The organism is Aquiflexum gelatinilyticum (assembly GCF_024741135.1).
Lineage (GTDB): Bacteria > Bacteroidota > Bacteroidia > Cytophagales > Cyclobacteriaceae > Cognataquiflexum > Cognataquiflexum gelatinilyticum.
The window spans coordinates 354394-370311 of sequence record NZ_JANSUY010000002.1; the positions used below are offsets into that span (position 1 = coordinate 354394).

Below are 15918 nucleotides of genomic sequence, written 5' to 3' on the forward strand. Positions count from 1 at the left end.
CTGGAGTATGGTAAAAGTCTTGTTCATTTGTTTGGGAAATATCTGTAGATCTCCTTTAGCGGAAGGTATTTTTAACCATAAAGTCAAACAACTTGGACTTGAAGGAAAATTCACGAGTGACAGCTGTGGAACTTCGGATTATCATATCGGAGAATTGCCGGACGAAAGGACTTTGGCTTGTGCCAAAAACCACCAAATTCCCATTTCTCACAGAGCGCGACAGTTAAATAGAGTTGATATCCGTGAATTTGATTACCTCGTCGCTATGGATATGTCCAATAAGCGGAACATCCAAAATGTAATGACAAGGTATAATATCAGTCATGACCAATTGTTTTTGTTAAGGGAATTCCATCCCGACCCGGACCATTTGGAAGTTCCGGACCCCTATTATGGTGGTGAAGAAGGTTTTGAACAGGTATACAAGATTATCGATGAATCTCTTGACCATTTTTTGGAGAAGCTGAAAGTGGAGCATAATCTTTATGTTTGAGCACAATGCCATATTCGAACGCATTTTATTTCTAAGTTTTGGTCCCACTATCCGCCTGAAGCAAGCAAGGCTTATTGCAGCAGGAAATGTAAACCAAGGTGTATTTTTAGAAACCTCAGAAGGCAGTTTTTTTTTGAAAACCAATTTTGAAGAAGATAATGACATTTTCGAAAAAGAAGCTGACGGCCTGAATGAAATGCGGGCCAACAGTCCTTTAAAGATTCCTAAAGTTTATCAATTTGGAAAAGAAGGGGACTATAGATTTATCCTGATGGAATGGATTCAGACTGATAAACCAAACCCTGTTTATTGGCAGGAACTTGGAATGGGATTGGCCCAGATGCATATGACTACCCAACAGGATTTTGGGTACAAGACCCCAAACTACATCGCTTCAATCCCACAGAAAAATACAGTAATACATGCTTGGTCTGAATTTTTTATCCAAAACAGACTTGAGCCACTTATCGGAAGGGCTTATTATGAAAATCTTATTGACCTGGATTTTTTCAAAAAATTTCAGCAGATCTATCCGGTTTTGGAAGATTTTTTCCCAAAAGAAAAACCCGCCCTGCTTCATGGAGACCTTTGGTCAGGCAATATCATGCGGGGAAAAAACGGCATGCCTGTATTGATTGATCCAGCTGTTTATTATGGTCACCGTGAAATGGATCTGGCATTTTCAAGACTTTTTGGCGGATTTGAAGCCCCTTTTTATGAATCCTACGAGACGGTCTTCCCCTTGGAACCGGGTTTTGAAGATCGGATTCCTGTCTATAACCTCTATCCGCTATTGGTTCATTTGCTCCTTTTTGGCAAAAGCTACCTGCCGGGAATTGAAAAAACTGTCAACAGGTTATTGGGCTAAAGGCTTCACAACAATCTGAAAAGTCGTCCTGGTAACTTGTTCCAAAAGGACCTCCTTTTCTGACATTAACTCTTCTGTAATCTTTCTGTTGTGGTTTTTGACTGTGATGAGTTGCAGGGATTCATTGTATCTGATATCAAAATCCTTTGCCAAAACAGCGATCAGTTTTTCCATTTTAAATAGTTGTTTGTCTATCACAATCGAAATACTGATAGCTGAGGTCTGCAAAAGATTCACCCTCAGTTTGAGTTTTTCGATTTCGGTATACACTTGATGGATGTGTGATTCATTGATAAAAGTGAAGTCCGTCACCCTGAAACTGACCAAAACCTGTTCATCCTTCACTACGATGCAGGGAACAGTATTCGGCTTGTCAACATGGTGGATTTGCGTTCCGCTTCCATCAGGATTCAAAAATGACTTGACAAAAAGCGGAATGGAAAGATTGGCCAAGGGCTTGATGGTCTTGGGATGGATGACCGACGCCCCATAATATGTCAACTCAGCGGCTTCCTTGTAATCCAACTCCTCAAATTTCACTGTGTTGGGAAACCGCTTCGGGTCGGCATTGAGTACGCCTTCCACATCTTTCCAAATGGTGACGGATTGGCTATGTAGGCTGTGGGCAATGATGGCAGCTGTAAAATCCGAACCTTCTCTTCCTAAAGTAGTGGTTTTCCCTTTTTCATCCGAACCGATAAATCCTTGGGTGATGACAGGAAACCGCTCCAACTTTGCCATGAGGTGTTTTTGACATTGGGAGGCGGTTTTATCCCATTTTACTTTGGCAAACCGATAATCACTGTCCGTAGAGATAATCTCCCGCGCATCTTGCCAAAGGCAAAAAATCCCTTCTGCACAAAGGTATTCCTGGACAATCCTTGAGGAAATCAGTTCCCCGAATGAAACTACCTGATCGTAATATTCATCATAGTTTTCTTTGCTCAGGGGTTTTTCCAAGATCCTGTCCAGTTGGGAGAAAAAGTTTTCAATAGCAGGAAAGATCAGGTTTTCTGGTAGGAAAAGTTCCCTGCAGATCTCAAGGTGATAATGTTTTAATTTTGTACTTTTCTCATAAATAGGCTTGTCTTCCAGTTTGAGATTCAATAATTCTTCCAAGGCGTTTGTAGTTTTTCCCATGGCGGAAACAACGATTACCGTATGATTCCGCAATCGATTGAATAAAATTTCACGTAAGTTTTTGAAAGATTTGGCATCTTTCACGGAAGCCCCACCAAATTTAAATACAAATGTTTTTGCCATAAAAATTAATTTGTAATTTTAAATATATAAACCCAATAATTGTATTTTTCCTATTTTATGAAAATTAAACATTACACCCATTCTGATTCCTCTTTGGCGTATTCTGTCGGCACCACTTTAGACCGTTTTATCAAAATGAAACAAGAGGAATTTCCCTTTGCCTCCGGGGAATTGTCCCAACTGCTGAGAGATATTGCCCTTGCTGCCAAGATTGTAAACCGCGAAACCAACCGTGCCGGTCTGGCAAATATCGGTGGTGCATTTGGACAAACCAATGTGCAGGGCGAAGAACAGCAAAAACTCGATGTCATCGCCAATATCCGTTTCACCCGGGCCTTGACAAAAGGCGGAGAAGTCTGCGCTGTCGTCTCTGAAGAAGACGATGAAGTCATCGACTTGCAAAACGGCTCCGGCAAATATGTAGTCGCAATTGACCCTTTGGATGGTTCATCCAATATCGATGTGAATATCTCGATCGGGACGATTTTTTCAATCTACAGGAGAGTGACGCCCATCGGCAGTCCGATCCAACCTGAGGATATCATGCAGCCCGGCAACCAACAGGTGGCGGCTGGGTATGTGCTCTATGGTTCTTCGACGATGTTGGTTTATACGACGGGACATGGCGTCAATGGCTTTACCTATGAACCTTCGTTGGGGGAATTTTTCCTTTCGCACCCCAATATGTGTGCTCCGGAAGACGGCAAAATATACAGTGTGAATGAAGGAAGTTACAACCTTTTTGAACCGGGATTAAAAGCCTATATAGAAAAATGTAAATCCCAAGAATACAGCGCCAGGTATATCGGAAGCTTGGTGGCGGACTTTCACCGCAACCTGCTCAAAGGCGGCATCTACATGTATCCTGCAACAGCAAAATCCCCAAAAGGAAAACTCAGACTGCTCTATGAAGCCAATGCCTTGTCCTTTATCGCTGAACAGGCGGGAGGTATGGCGACAGATGGACATGGCCGGATTTTGGATATCCAACCTACCTCCTTGCATCAGCGGACGCCTTTGCATATCGGTTCCAAAAAAATGGTGGAGGAAGTAGGGGAGTTTTTGAATGTTGGAAAAGAAAGTACTGTAAAGATTTAAAAATATTTAGCTTTCTGAATACTTCCTTCTGATTTCTGCTTTCAGGATTTGTCTTGCGACCAAGGCACGGGCAAGGTCGGAAGCCAATGTTTCTGTATCTGATTTGTGGAGGATGGTTTTCAGCTTTTCTTCCCCTAAATCTACCCGATAGCAGATCTGAAGAAGTTTTTCGAAATCCCGGTCGAGCATGGTTTTGATCAAAGGAGTCAGCAGGGAAACCAACTCCTCCTCTGAAAATGCTTCCGCTATTGCCGGGAGTGCAAAATCCTTTTGGAGGGAATGTGCTGCTTCTGTGATCAAAGGAAGATTCATGGTAATTCAGAGTTTGGTATAAACAAAGAAAGTGGGGAAAGCCCCCCACTTTTATTCTAAGATTTAATCCTCAATACATTGATTGAAATCAAGCTTCCGGTTCTGTTTCTTTGGTTTCTTCGGTGTTCTCAACTTGATCTTCCAAAACTTCGGGAGCATGTTCGCGGATGATTTTGTACCAAGCGACGAGTTTCTTGATGTCGGATGGATATACTTTTTCCTCGTCAAAATCAGGGAGTACATGCTTAAGAAATGCTTTTAGTTCGTCAGTGTCCGCATCTGCCTCAAGACCGATATCGCCCTTGAATTCTTTTTCGATGCTCTTGAGGATATTTTCTAAAGGCGTCGCACCTTCTTCAGTCATGGTGTACATGGAGATTTCGGCAAGAACAGACACCCTGTGGTTGGCACCGGCGATGAGTTTTCCTTTTTTTCCATCCATAGTTTCCAAGATGACTCCACCACGGGAAGGTTTCAGTATTTTATAAAGACCCGGCTTGCCGGAGATGGTAGCGATTTCGTTGAATTTCATTTTCTGCTTTGATTTAAAGGCTGCAAATATAGGAAGATATGATTATCCGCAAATATGTATGAAGGTTAATTATGAGTCAATTTGGGTGCGGATAATTGTCCATAGTCTATAGTCCACAGCAGATAGTTTTTTCCTTCAGGGATTAATTTTCTAGCCACAACAATTAACATTTAACACTTTAACCAAATAACCATTTTCACTTTTTCGATTCCAAATATTCCCTGACTTCCCCTTCAATGAACGCACTCAGTTCCTCCCGGCCTTCTTTCTTTTCGGCGGAAGTGATAAAGTATTGGGGTTCTTCGCCAAAGATTTCAATGGCTCTGTCCAGAAAAACACGGGCGTTGGCAGTGGACTTTTCGATTCCTTTTTTATCTGCTTTGGTAAAAACAAGTACAAACGGGATTCCGTTTTCGCCACACCAAATGATAAACTCAAGGTCTATTTTCTGGGGCTCAAGTCTGCTGTCGATGAGCACAAAAATGGCCGCAAGGTTTTCCCTTTTAGTCAGGTAATTTCGTATCATTTTCTCCCAAGTTGCTTTCATGGCCTTGCTTGCTACCGCAAATCCATACCCGGGAAGATCGACCATGTACCATTTGTCATCTATGTGAAAGTGGTTGATCAATTGGGTTTTTCCGGGTTTTTGAGAGGTTTTCGCCAAGCCTTTGTGGTTGGTGAGCATGTTGATCAAAGAGCTCTTGCCTACATTGGATCGACCGATAAAGGCAAACTCGGGTTTATCCGGAGGTGGACATTTGGTGTAGTCAGAGTTGCTGGTAAGAAAGACCGCTTTTTTGATCATGGGAAAGAATGTTTGGCACAAAGGTAAGTCATTTGGCTTAAAAATAGTCAAATACCCGCAAGGGCCAATTTTCACACACTTTTGGGGAGATTACCTCTTGATGGATTAGGTAAGTTCATTTAAATTTTTTAGTGTACCCAGATTAACGGAACTTCCAAAATGAACTTTAAAGAGATTCTCAAGGCTTTATGAAATCGATCATTTATTTTTATAGCTACTTTTTTTCTTGACAAAAAAAGTAGCCAAAAAAGTCAAGACGGCGGAATCCTATCCGCGCACAAGGCTTGTGCCGTCCCGGTCCGCCGTCATTCCTCCCCACCTCGATCAAATGGAGTTCAGTTTTCAGGTTGAAAATTTCGAAATCCGTCAAGTACGTGTAATAATTCGGATACATATTTAAATATTTATCTAGGATTAAAACCCCTTGAAGAAATTGAAAAGGCATTAATTCTCAACAATTTTAGATTGCTCGGGTTTCCTTAGTAATATTGCACCACAGTTTCAAAAATGACATGTCAGTAGTTCCGTACAAAGAAAAGCAGGAAGGCAAAAAAGAGCAGGTTGCCGAGATGTTCAACAACATCAGCAAGAAATATGATTTTTTGAATCACCTTCTTAGCCTGGGTATAGATATTACCTGGAGAAAAAAAGCAATCAAACTATTGCAGAAGGACAAGCCAAAGTTGATTTTGGACATTGCGACCGGGACGGGTGATTTTGCCATTGAGGCATTGGCACTCCATCCTGATAAGGTGATCGGAGTGGATATTTCTGCCGGAATGCTTGAGGAAGGCAAGAAGAAAATGAAGAAAAGGAAACTCGATCACATCATCGATTTGCAGATGGGTGATTCGGAGAAGTTGCTTTTCGAAGATAATAAGTTTGATGCTGTCATCGTTTCATTTGGTGTCAGGAATTTTGAGAATCTGGAAAAAGGACTTTCGGATATGTACAGGGTTTTGAAACCGGGAGGCAAGACGGTAATCGTCGAATTTTCCAAACCCAAAAAATTTCCGATGAAGCAAGGATATAACTTTTATTTCAAATATATTTTGCCTCAGATCGGAAAATTGGTGTCAAAAGATAATGCAGCATATACCTATTTGCCTGAATCAGTCCAAGCATTCCCTGATGGAGAGAATTTTCTTTCAGTATTGAAAAAAGTCGGATTTAAACAAACCCAATGCAAACCACTCACTTTCGGAATCAGCTCAATTTATATCGGAGAAAAATAGCCTTCTCCATTTTTGGCGTACTCATTCTGATCGGCGAGGCAAGTGGTCAATCCCGATTCAATGAAATCAGTAAATCCGGGCAGGATGAAAAATTTATTTCTTATGGATTTTTCTTGGCTGGTCATTCCAATACCTGGAGGATGAAATATTCCGAGGCCTTCCTAGATCCCAATAATGCGGACCTTAGAAGAATCCAAAGTATTGTACCTGTCTATTCAGCAGGTTTTTCATTGGGATTTTTGGCGACTATCAGGTTACATGATCAACTCAATTTGCTATTCACACCCAAAGTCGGTTTTTACGAGTTCAGGACAGATGTCAATTATTTTGAACCAAACACCGGCAACAATAACCCAAACAACGAAATTACATTTAAAAGAGAGACCTACATCAACGAAGCCACTATGGTGGAATTTCCATTGATCTTCAAATACAAAGCCCAACGTTTCAACAATACAAGGATGTTTTTTACAGGAGGTGGGTCGGCGATGTTTCGTACCAAAGACCAGGAAGAAGCAAACATTGAGGATCTGGTCACCACAGGAAGGGACTTTACTGTAGACTTTGGAATGGGTTTCGACCTCTATTTCAAATTTTTCAAATTTTCTCCGGAAGTCCGGTTTTCCCACGGTTTGTTGGATCTCTATGTACCGGAAGAGTCAAATCCTGCATTCAGAGATGCCATTTCCCAAATCAGAAGGAAATCGATCACACTCTATCTGAATTTCCAATAATGGGATAAAGTCAGATAGTCCATGGTCGATAGTCAATACTTGTCCGCCGTGTCGGAGCCATAAGATTGCATTCTGACTACAGAGAAACTGAATACTCCCTACTGACACCACCTCTCACTTTTCACCTCTTACCATTTACTTCCAATACCGCTGTCTCAGAAAACTGCCCAAGCCTTTTTTCCTCCTTTCATAGATTCCTTATTTCATTCCATGGCAATAATTTTTAGATTCAGGCTATGGAAAGGAAAATTGCCTGCATCACAGGTGCTACTTCAGGAATAGGAAAAGCCACAGCCATTGCTTTGGCAGGACTTGGCTATGCCATCATTGCAACAGGAAGGCGCAAAGAACGCTTGGAAGATCTTTCAAAAGAACTTCCGGCAGGAACTGATTTATTGACGCTTTGCTTTGATGTCAGACAAAAAGAAGCAGTCCAAAAGATTTTGGGCAACCTTCCCAAAGGATGGCAGGATGTTGATATCCTCGTGAACAATGCAGGAAATGCCCACGGCCTAGATCCGATCCAAAGTGGCAGTCTCGAAGATTGGGATGCCATGATGGACATCAATGTGAAAGGATTGTTGTACGTTTCGAAAGAAATCATGCCGGGCATGATTGCCAGAAAATCCGGCATAATCGTCAATATTGGATCCATTGCAGGCAAGGAAGTCTATCCAAACGGCAATGTCTACTGTGCTTCCAAGCATGCTGTAGATGCTATTACCCAAGGAATGCGGATGGATCTCAATCCATTTGGGATCAAAGTGATCGGCATACATCCCGGCTTGGTGGAGACAGAGTTTTCCATGGTCAGGTTCAAAGGAGATGCCGAACGCTCCAAAAAAGTTTATCAGGGTTTTCAGCCCTTGACTCCGGAAGATATCGCAGAGACCATTGCATTTGCAGTAACCAGACCGGCACATGTGGTTTTGGCAGATATAGTAATGTTACCCACAGCACAGGCCTCAGCCACTGTCATCAACAAAAAACTTTAAAATAAATCTCCCTTGAAATACCTATCCTATTTATTCTTCCTTCTAATCTTATTCGGCTGCGAGTCTAAGATCAATGAACAGACTTCCAACGGAGTGGAAATCGACGACTTGGTGGCTATAGGCGATGAGCAGTTTAAGATCAAATATGAGGTCAGCGAATTGGAGCAGAAAATCATTGAAGCGGGGTTGGTGGATGTGGAGGTAGTGATTCCCGGGATTTTTGTGGATTTGAAATATTCAACCACCGATAATTTCTTTGGCAAAGATGTGTATGGAGACCTGACGAGATGCTATGTGCAGCCCGAAGTCGCCGAGATGCTCAAAAAAGCCCATGAAAAACTGAAAGAAGAACACCCTGATTTGACTTTTTTGGTTTTTGACGGTGTCAGACCACAGAGTATACAACAGATCCTTTGGGATGAATTGGACAAACCTGACAGCGTCAAGCCGCTGTATGTTGCCGACCCTAAAGTAGGGGGACTTCATAATTTCGGTGTTGCAGTAGACCTTACATTGGCTTATCAGGAAAACGGCAAAGAATTGGATATGGGAACGCCTTTCGATTTCTTCGGCTATCCTGCCTATCCCGAGCGTGAAGCCCAGATGCTGTTGGAAGGGAACATCACCAAAGAACATATTATGAACCGTGAAATCCTGAGAATGGCCATGAAACATGGAGGATTTACGGGCATCGGCTCTGAATGGTGGCATTTTAATGCATTTTCCAGAAAGGAAGCAGGGGAAAAATATGAGATGGTAAAGTAGAAGTTAGATAGTTAAAAAATTGAAAGGTTGGAAAGTTGCCATGCCTCGAAAATCTTGTTTCTCGCTTCTCGGCTCTAATCTCTCGCTTCTAAATACTTGATACTAAAATCTTGATACTAAAAATTAACATGAACCTAAAAACCTACTTATCATCCCTACTGCTCGTCTGCATCATGATGCTGGGCTTGAGCTTGGAAACATTTGCGCAAAGCAATCCCCAATTCCGTGTCCTGGTTTTCAGCCGGACAAAAGGATTCCGCCACCAATCGATTCCTGATGGTGTTGTTGCATTGAAAAAACTAGCAAGAGACCAGATATTTGATATTTTCACCACCGAGGATGAAGCCTTCATCACAGACAAAAACCTGGAGCGTTTTGATGTAATCGTCATGATGAGCACTACCGGGACGATTTTCAACGACGAGCAAAAAGCCGTTATTCAACGTTTTGTCCAGGCAGGAAAAGGAATAGTGGGTATCCACAGCGCCACTGATACCGAATACCAATGGCCATGGTACACCAAACTCATCGGAGCGCAGTTTATGAACCATCCGCATCAGCAGACTTTGAAGCTGAATGTTGTCAACCGTGAGCACCCGGCAACCTATCACTTGCCTGAAAAATGGGTTTGGTCCGACGAGATTTATGCTTTCAAAAATTTCAATCCTGATGTAAAAGTCTTGATCACAGCAGATGAAAGAACCTACGATCCCAAAAACGGTATGGGAGAATTCCATCCTATGTCCTGGACCAATGAATATGACGGAGGAAGGATGTTCTATACTGCCATGGGCCATACAGATTGGGCATTTTTGGACGCAGACTTCCTCAAACATATCTATGGAGGAATCTGGTGGGCAGCCAAAGGATTCCCGATAGATTAAAACTTTGAATTTCATCTCTTTAATTCAAGGCAGGTTTCCCAAACCTGCCTTTTTTAATTCATTTTTTGGGGAAATACTTTCTAAAAATACCATTTGCAATCGATCAATTATTTCAATTTATATCTACCATATTTCCTTTTAAAATCACTCTTCCCAAAAATTCTTGAAGTACTTTGTCATATAATCTTAACTTTTTGAAACAAAGGAGTACAAATGAAAAAACACTGGCTCGAAACCATACTCAAAGAACTTCATTCCGAAGCTTACCATTGGTCGCGGCAGTGTTGTTCATTTGATGAAGATCGGGCCAAAGATGTCCTGCAGCTTGTGTATCTGAAAATACTGGAGGGCAAAGCTGTCTACAAGGAAAAGTCCCAAGTCAAAACCTGGCTGTTTTCAGTCATCAGGTTTACAGCCTACGAAGAAATCAAAAAGGAAGGAAAAAACGCTTCTTTGGACAAGCTTCCGGAAATGGCTTATGAAAATGATCCTCCTGAAAATGAATCGCACGAGGCTTTGCTCCAAGCGCTTCCTGACCGGCAAAAGGAAGTGTTGCTGATGGTATTCTACCACAACATGACCTTGGAGCAATGTGCCGAGGTGATGCAGCTACATATTGGCACGGTGCGGACCCATTATGACAGGGGAAAGAAAAAAATGAAAGAGCTTATAGTAAAAAAGACCTTACATGAAAACAACAGATAATATAGAAGACCGAGAACTGCTTAATTTCTTTTCAGAAATGAAAGCCAAAGACAGTTCTTATGAATTGCCTGAATTTCCCCAACCCAGGCAAACAAAATTATGGCAATTAATTCCGATAGGAATTGCAGCTTCGTTGGCTTTAATCGCCTGGTTTTACATGGCGAATGAACCCAATCAAAATCTCGATCAGGACGTGATCATCATTACCCTGGAAGAAGGAAAAAATAATGAGCTCCAATTCAGAATTGAAACTACAACCGAATTGGAATCATGGGAATCTTCGACTTCTTCACTATTGACAGAATTTTAATCAAAAATGTATGAAAAAGCTACTTATAATTGTAATGGTTTTATGTTCAGGTATAACCTATGCTCAGGAAATTTTTCAGGAAGTACTTTTTCCCGCCAATCTGGTTTTCCAACACAGGTTCACCATTTCTCTTACGGACCAACAGGCAGATAAAATCAACAAAATAAATATCCAAAATGCCAGTGAATTCAGGAAGATCAAATGGGATTTGGATGAGGCTAATGTAAAATTGAGAAAAATGCTCTTAGAGGCAAAGGTAAATTCTGAGGCTGTTTCCAAGCAAATGGATATCATCCTGGGATTGGAAAATTCAATGAAAAAGAAGCAATTATTAAACTTGGTTGCCATCAAAAATGAGCTTAATGAGACCCAGCAAAAAGAGCTTCAGGAACTCAAAGATATAAGTGACATATCAATACCATTTTCCCATGGCCGAAGTAAAACTGCGACTGAAGCCAACACCGATCCAAACGTTAAACTCAAGCTTTCAACAAATTCCGAGAATAGCCCATTAATGTTATTATCAACAAAGGATGGTATAGTCAAGATAGAGGATATTAATAAAATCAATCCTGATGATATTCAAAGTCTTGAAGTCATAAAGGACAAGTTTTTGCTCGAGAAATATGGTGAAAAGGCCAAAAACGGTGTTGTTATCATTACTCTCAAAAAAGATAGGCAGTAAGCGATACCCTCTAAAAGTTCGGACTCTAAGATTAGAATTACATTTTTCCTCAAACCAATTCAAACCTCTTTAACATGAAATTCATACTCCTTGCATTTTCAATTTTAATTCTCTTTTCATGCGCAACTTCAGTAAAAGAAAATGTTGAAGATTACTCGAAAATCACCCTGACAATGGACACGGTGGTGGTGGATTCAGGTGATGATATTATTAATCTAAAATATGGAATCTGGACCAATACCCTAAGTGAAGACAATAAATTTCTTTATCTGTGGAACACTGGAGAAAGAACCATGGACAAAATCAACCTTGAAGCATTGCGGTTGGAGAAAAAAATCCCATTTGAAAGGGAAGGGCCTAATGGTGTAGGGGATTACGTGTCTTGGATGAGTTTTTTACATGAAAATGAGGTATTGTTGGCGGGTTTCGGGACGCTGTTGAATTTTGACATGGAGGGGAAAAAAATCCGTGATCTTGATTTAGGTAAAGTAACGTTCGGGAAAGTCAATTTAGAGGCAGGCGATGGCTTTGACAGAAATCCAATCCCGATAGAAAAAGGAGATGTTATTTACGGATACCTTGGCAATGGAATTAATGGTACGTGGACTTTTGTCAAGGCTAATTTTAAAGAAAATAGACTGACAAAAATTGAGTTACCCGGGATCAATGAGCTTCCCGACTATAAAATTTTATTAGAAGGAGATAACATTAATTCCTCCGCTTCACCCGAAAGGGTTTTGAAAAAAGCCGGCGATAGAATCATCATTTCCAGTTCGGCCTATAGTACCCTGTATGTGTTAAATTTAAACAATGATTCTGTTTATCAGGCCAATTATACCCCCAAGCTTTCTCCTAAACAAAAAAAAGGAGGATATCCTGAGAAAGTGGAATCGGTGGAACGATTTAGAGAAGTAATGGCGGAAATTGATGCCGAAATTAATTTTCAGGCACCGGTTTGGGATGAACAAAACCGTAAGTTCTACCGCTTTTCGTTCGAAACCCTACCTACCGATATCTATAAAGGTCCCTTGTTTATAAGCGCGCATCAACGACCCATTTCGAAGGTTTACCTTAGTATTTTAGATGAAAACTTGAACCTGTTAGGGGAGACTCTTTTGGATATTAAACAAGTTCCGAATACTGTTTTCGTCCGTGACGGCCAAATATGGTCCTATGTCAATGTGAAGGATGAATTGGGTTTTGTAAGGATGAGCATCAAATACGAGTAACCCTCCAAGGTCTTCTGGTTAAATTTTTAATGACTGATTTGAAGAATTTGAAAATCTTCGAGGTCTTGAAGACCACAAAGATTATATCATACGGCCTTTGAGTTTTATATCAAACCTCAAAGGTTTTTTTTTATTATAGACCCCAAAACCCTCGAGGTCGAAAAGACCTCAAGGGTTTAGAAACCTCCAATTACTTTTGAAATTCCGGGGAAGATTTTCTTCTTTCATCCTTGCACGGAGCAGTTCGATCGGCATATAGTTTTGGCTGATAAAGAAATCATGGAATTGCTTTTCGGTCATTTTTCCCGAGGCCAACATCTCGTTTTTCAAAGCATAGACCTGCAATCCCCCGATCATATACGCCAACTGGTACAGTGGCCCATAGCTTCCTTCAAATGACCTTCTGACTTCCGCTTCGGCATTTGCCCGCTCATGACCGACCTTGTCCACAAGGAAGTCGATGCATTGCTGCGGTGTCCATTTGCCAAGGTGGTAATTGAGCGAAAAGACGATCCTTGCCGCCCGATGCATTCTCCAAAACAACATGCCCACTTTGTCTTCGGCATTTCTTGGGAAATTTTTGTCCCAAAGGTTAAACTCCCAATACAATGTCCATCCTTCCACCCAAAACGGCGTATTGAACATCCTTCTGTGTGGAAAATGCCGCTGATTCATGAATTGCTGCATGTGGTGTCCGGGGATGAGTTCATGCTGCACTGTCGCCCTAGAGAAGTGGGGATTGTTTCCCCGCATGCTCATCATTTTGTCGGCATGCGACATTTCGGAGGTGGGATAGGAGATGATAATCGTTTCCCCACCCAAAAAGAAGGGACTGACTTTTTGCCTTTCTGCCGACATCATGGAAGTCCGCCAGGTTTCTTTGGCCATCTCCGGAATGGTCATCAGGTCTCTTTCTTCCAAAAAGGTGATCGCTTCCTCTGCCATTTCGGTGACCATCTGCGGCCATTCTCCGGCAGGAACGTAGGTATTTTTGACTTTCTCCAAAGCGGCTTTCCAGTCATTTCCAAATCCCAATTCCTGCGAGGCTTTTAACATTTCGCGCTCGCACCAGGCATACTGCTTTTCCCCTTCTGCCAAAAGTTCTTCTGCTGTATAGGGAATCATGTTGTAAGCCAGTTCCTTTTCAATGGCTGTTTTGCCTACCACTTTGCCGATGATTCCCGAACCGTCATCCTTCACAACGGTATTTTCAAAATGGTTTTTCAAAAATTCGCCATAGGCTTTTAAGCTTTTGTCCATGCTAGACATGGGTTCTTTCATCCACCAAGTGAATTCCGGGTCATAATCAAAGTAAAACTTGTAAGCTTCTTCTGTACTCTTTCTCATCGCTTCTACCACTTGGGAGGCAAGTTCCGCTTTTTGCCAATTGTCGTAAGGCTTGCTTTTTTTGCTTTGCTCTAATTTGCTTTTCAATGCCATTTCGACTTGGGTAAAAGTAGCCGCCAATTCCTGAGCATTGGGTTTGATGGCCATCCTTCTTGCCTGATAGAATTTTTCTAGCGGAGCTGCAAAGTCCACCACATTTTTTACGTCTTTATATTCTTCAAAGGCTGCAGAATGAAAGTAGCTTTCCTTTTCAAGGTAATTTTTGAAAATCTGATAGTCCAGTTTGCCATCTGCCGAATAAGAATCATAAGGCATATTCTCGAGGGCTTTCAGCCAATCAAGATATAGGCGGCCGATCCTTTCAAAATATTCATCCGAGAGGAAATTGTTATATTTTCTGTTGAGGGCAGTACGGTCAGCCTGATAGCTCATGATGGCAGGATAGAGTTCGGAGGCGGATACCTGCCAAGCCATCAGGAATATGATTGAAATAAGGAGCAGTTTTTTCATAGGTTTTGAAAATGGATTTGTTTGCGGAATAATTTCGGGGTGGTCAGTATATATTTTTTAAAGGCCCTATTAAAGTAAGAAAGATTTTGGAAACCTGTCTGATACGCTATTTGGGAAATGGAAAGGTCGGTTTCTTGGAGCAGGTGACAGGATTTGTGGATGCGGAGTTCGTTGAGGAATTCGGTATATGTCTTGCCGGTACGCTCCTTGAAAAACCGGCAAAATGCTTCCTTGCTCATGTTTGCGGTTTCTGCTACTTCTTTGAGGCTGATGTTGCGGTGGTTCTCGGCGAGGATAAAAGCCATGACATTGCCCATACGCTTGCCTTCAAGTTCTGAATAATCCCTGATAGGAAGCAGTCGGTTAAGTGGCAGCATTGCATGGGGTTGCTGCAAGTACCGGATCATTTCCAAGGCTGAAAGGACTTTTTCCATTCCTGTTTTTTGGGCAAATGTCCGGATGATGTTTTTAAGGAATTCCTGATTTTCGCACTTGACCACATAGCATCCTTTGATATTATTGACCCATTGTCTCAGCTCAAGGAATTCTTCTACTTCCCAGATTCCTTTACCGAGAGCTTCAAAATCAAAGAAGATCGTGTTGCTGACGGATTTGATGGAATTGGTTTTTTGGAAGTATTCCTCATCAGAACGGAAGACATGCGGCACATTTGAACCAAGCAGGTAGATATCCCCAGGTTCAAACCTTCCTAAATAATCCCCAACCATCAGTTGGCCTTTTCCCTCCAAGATGAGGGTCAACTGCCACTCAGGATGCTGGTGGAGTTTATCATAGAAGTGGCTCCCTTCATCCACTTGGAAGCGGACAAATTCCTTTTGTGATTTGGGGATTTTGAAGGGGATAATTTTTAGACTCATAATTGAGAAGCGAGAAGCGAGAGCCGAGACAACTAGAGACTATCTAGTTTGATTACTTATGAAGAACATTGAATATAATTTGTATCTGCTTTCATCCACGTAGCCAAATCAAAACCATGGTTGGAAAACGATTAGCAGCTCTGTCGACTGTCGACCATGGACTATAGACTAATTTAATTCCAATATGATATTAATACAATTGATCCAAAAAATCTAATTCAAAATCAATATGGTATTACTATTGACTAATCAAGTGTAAGTATCAAGCCA

At 41.5% G+C, this 15918-nt stretch carries 18 protein-coding genes; 12 read left to right on the forward strand and 6 right to left on the reverse strand.

Annotated features, from left to right (window positions below):
* The first annotated feature begins 7 nt into the window (after window positions 1–7).
* Together NU887_RS05440 and NU887_RS05445 are read left to right on the forward strand one after the other, a co-directional pair.
* Window positions 8–493: a low molecular weight protein-tyrosine-phosphatase gene (locus NU887_RS05440; RefSeq protein WP_258422347.1), complete on the forward strand. Its 486-nt coding sequence runs from the start codon at window positions 8–10 to the stop codon at window positions 491–493.
* Window positions 486–1361, forward strand: coding sequence for a fructosamine kinase family protein (locus NU887_RS05445; protein ID WP_258422348.1), 876 nt, complete (start codon window positions 486–488; stop codon window positions 1359–1361). The genes NU887_RS05440 and NU887_RS05445 overlap by 8 nt, the downstream gene beginning before the upstream one ends.
* On the opposite strand, the gene NU887_RS05450 is transcribed toward NU887_RS05445, so the two are convergent.
* Window positions 1350–2624 carry an aspartate kinase gene (locus tag NU887_RS05450; RefSeq protein ID WP_258422349.1) on the reverse strand — a complete coding sequence of 425 codons (1275 nt, stop codon included), beginning with the start codon at window positions 2622–2624 and terminating at the stop codon, window positions 1350–1352. The two genes, NU887_RS05445 and NU887_RS05450, sit on opposite strands and share 12 nt — an antisense overlap.
* A 57-nt stretch (window positions 2625–2681) precedes the next feature.
* On the opposite strand from NU887_RS05450, the gene fbp reads away from it, so the two are divergent.
* Window positions 2682–3722 carry a class 1 fructose-bisphosphatase gene (fbp, locus tag NU887_RS05455; RefSeq protein ID WP_258422350.1) on the forward strand — a complete coding sequence of 347 codons (1041 nt, stop codon included), beginning with the start codon at window positions 2682–2684 and terminating at the stop codon, window positions 3720–3722.
* A gap of 6 nt (window positions 3723–3728) precedes the next feature.
* Here fbp and NU887_RS05460 read toward each other — a convergent pair whose 3' ends face one another.
* The 3 genes from NU887_RS05460 to yihA all read right to left on the reverse strand — a co-directional run bounded on the left by NU887_RS05460 (window position 3729) and on the right by yihA (window position 5371).
* Window positions 3729–4034, reverse strand: coding sequence for a hypothetical protein (locus NU887_RS05460; protein WP_258422351.1), 306 nt, complete (start codon window positions 4032–4034; stop codon window positions 3729–3731).
* An 88-nt stretch (window positions 4035–4122) separates the two neighbouring features.
* Window positions 4123–4566, reverse strand: a complete 444-nt coding sequence (locus NU887_RS05465; protein WP_258422352.1) for a DUF5606 family protein — start codon at window positions 4564–4566, stop codon at window positions 4123–4125.
* 196 nt (window positions 4567–4762) lie between these two features.
* On the reverse strand, window positions 4763–5371 hold the full coding sequence (gene yihA / locus NU887_RS05470; protein WP_258422353.1) for a ribosome biogenesis GTP-binding protein YihA/YsxC: 609 nt from the start codon (window positions 5369–5371) through the stop codon (window positions 4763–4765).
* Window positions 5372–5883: 512 nt separating this feature from the next.
* Here yihA and ubiE point away from each other — a divergent pair.
* From ubiE to NU887_RS05515, 9 genes are all read left to right on the forward strand, one after another.
* Complete coding sequence (ubiE, locus tag NU887_RS05475; RefSeq protein WP_258422354.1) at window positions 5884–6606, forward strand: bifunctional demethylmenaquinone methyltransferase/2-methoxy-6-polyprenyl-1,4-benzoquinol methylase UbiE; 723 nt, start codon at window positions 5884–5886, stop codon at window positions 6604–6606.
* Window positions 6555–7340, forward strand: coding sequence for a type IX secretion/gliding motility protein PorT/SprT (gene porT, locus NU887_RS05480; RefSeq protein WP_258422355.1), 786 nt, complete (start codon window positions 6555–6557; stop codon window positions 7338–7340). Before ubiE ends, porT begins: the two co-directional genes overlap by 52 nt.
* 236 nt (window positions 7341–7576) lie before the next feature.
* The gene (locus NU887_RS05485) at window positions 7577–8335 is read left to right on the forward strand and encodes an SDR family NAD(P)-dependent oxidoreductase (RefSeq protein ID WP_258422356.1); all 759 of its coding nucleotides are present in this window, start codon (window positions 7577–7579) and stop codon (window positions 8333–8335) included.
* A 93-nt stretch (window positions 8336–8428) separates the two neighbouring features.
* Window positions 8429–9100, forward strand: a complete 672-nt coding sequence (locus NU887_RS05490) for a M15 family metallopeptidase (RefSeq protein WP_420839725.1) — start codon at window positions 8429–8431, stop codon at window positions 9098–9100.
* A 128-nt stretch (window positions 9101–9228) separates the two neighbouring features.
* Window positions 9229–9984 (forward strand): ThuA domain-containing protein, encoded by a 756-nt coding sequence (locus NU887_RS05495; protein ID WP_258422358.1) that lies wholly within the window; start codon window positions 9229–9231, stop codon window positions 9982–9984.
* Window positions 9985–10197: 213 nt separating this feature from the next.
* Window positions 10198–10689 (forward strand): RNA polymerase sigma factor, encoded by a 492-nt coding sequence (locus tag NU887_RS05500; RefSeq protein WP_258422359.1) that lies wholly within the window; start codon window positions 10198–10200, stop codon window positions 10687–10689.
* Window positions 10673–10999: a hypothetical protein gene (locus NU887_RS05505; RefSeq protein ID WP_258422360.1), complete on the forward strand. Its 327-nt coding sequence runs from the start codon at window positions 10673–10675 to the stop codon at window positions 10997–10999. Before NU887_RS05500 ends, NU887_RS05505 begins: the two co-directional genes overlap by 17 nt.
* A gap of 10 nt (window positions 11000–11009) precedes the next feature.
* On the forward strand, window positions 11010–11684 hold the full coding sequence (locus NU887_RS05510; RefSeq protein WP_258422361.1) for a Spy/CpxP family protein refolding chaperone: 675 nt from the start codon (window positions 11010–11012) through the stop codon (window positions 11682–11684).
* A 74-nt stretch (window positions 11685–11758) separates the two neighbouring features.
* Complete coding sequence (locus NU887_RS05515) at window positions 11759–12913, forward strand: DUF4221 family protein (RefSeq protein WP_258422362.1); 1155 nt, start codon at window positions 11759–11761, stop codon at window positions 12911–12913.
* Between the two features lie 168 nt (window positions 12914–13081).
* On the opposite strand, the gene NU887_RS05520 is transcribed toward NU887_RS05515, so the two are convergent.
* Window positions 13082–14770 (reverse strand): DUF885 domain-containing protein, encoded by a 1689-nt coding sequence (locus NU887_RS05520; RefSeq protein WP_258422363.1) that lies wholly within the window; start codon window positions 14768–14770, stop codon window positions 13082–13084.
* The gene (locus NU887_RS05525) at window positions 14767–15648 is read right to left on the reverse strand and encodes an AraC family transcriptional regulator (RefSeq protein ID WP_258422364.1); all 882 of its coding nucleotides are present in this window, start codon (window positions 15646–15648) and stop codon (window positions 14767–14769) included. Before NU887_RS05525 ends, NU887_RS05520 begins: the two co-directional genes overlap by 4 nt.
* Window positions 15649–15918 lie beyond the last annotated feature (270 nt).

What these genes read in the sequence shown, in the direction of transcription:
- NU887_RS05485 (WP_258422356.1), top strand. Translation starts at nt 7,577, where the DNA reads ATGGAAAGGAAAATTGCCTGCATCACAGGTGCTACTTCAGGAATAGGA.
- NU887_RS05445 (WP_258422348.1), top strand. Translation starts at nt 486, where the DNA reads ATGTTTGAGCACAATGCCATATTCGAACGCATTTTATTTCTAAGTTTT.
- NU887_RS05520 (WP_258422363.1), bottom strand. Translation starts at nt 14,770, where the DNA reads ATGAAAAAACTGCTCCTTATTTCAATCATATTCCTGATGGCTTGGCAG.
- NU887_RS05450 (WP_258422349.1), bottom strand. Translation starts at nt 2,624, where the DNA reads ATGGCAAAAACATTTGTATTTAAATTTGGTGGGGCTTCCGTGAAAGAT.
- NU887_RS05505 (WP_258422360.1), top strand. Translation starts at nt 10,673, where the DNA reads ATGAAAACAACAGATAATATAGAAGACCGAGAACTGCTTAATTTCTTT.
- ubiE (WP_258422354.1), top strand. Translation starts at nt 5,884, where the DNA reads ATGTCAGTAGTTCCGTACAAAGAAAAGCAGGAAGGCAAAAAAGAGCAG.
- yihA (WP_258422353.1), bottom strand. Translation starts at nt 5,371, where the DNA reads ATGATCAAAAAAGCGGTCTTTCTTACCAGCAACTCTGACTACACCAAA.
- NU887_RS05510 (WP_258422361.1), top strand. Translation starts at nt 11,010, where the DNA reads ATGAAAAAGCTACTTATAATTGTAATGGTTTTATGTTCAGGTATAACC.
- porT (WP_258422355.1), top strand. Translation starts at nt 6,555, where the DNA reads ATGCAAACCACTCACTTTCGGAATCAGCTCAATTTATATCGGAGAAAA.
- NU887_RS05525 (WP_258422364.1), bottom strand. Translation starts at nt 15,648, where the DNA reads ATGAGTCTAAAAATTATCCCCTTCAAAATCCCCAAATCACAAAAGGAA.
- NU887_RS05495 (WP_258422358.1), top strand. Translation starts at nt 9,229, where the DNA reads ATGAACCTAAAAACCTACTTATCATCCCTACTGCTCGTCTGCATCATG.
- NU887_RS05460 (WP_258422351.1), bottom strand. Translation starts at nt 4,034, where the DNA reads ATGAATCTTCCTTTGATCACAGAAGCAGCACATTCCCTCCAAAAGGAT.
- fbp (WP_258422350.1), top strand. Translation starts at nt 2,682, where the DNA reads ATGAAAATTAAACATTACACCCATTCTGATTCCTCTTTGGCGTATTCT.
- NU887_RS05500 (WP_258422359.1), top strand. Translation starts at nt 10,198, where the DNA reads ATGAAAAAACACTGGCTCGAAACCATACTCAAAGAACTTCATTCCGAA.
- NU887_RS05465 (WP_258422352.1), bottom strand. Translation starts at nt 4,566, where the DNA reads ATGAAATTCAACGAAATCGCTACCATCTCCGGCAAGCCGGGTCTTTAT.
- NU887_RS05440 (WP_258422347.1), top strand. Translation starts at nt 8, where the DNA reads ATGGTAAAAGTCTTGTTCATTTGTTTGGGAAATATCTGTAGATCTCCT.
- NU887_RS05515 (WP_258422362.1), top strand. Translation starts at nt 11,759, where the DNA reads ATGAAATTCATACTCCTTGCATTTTCAATTTTAATTCTCTTTTCATGC.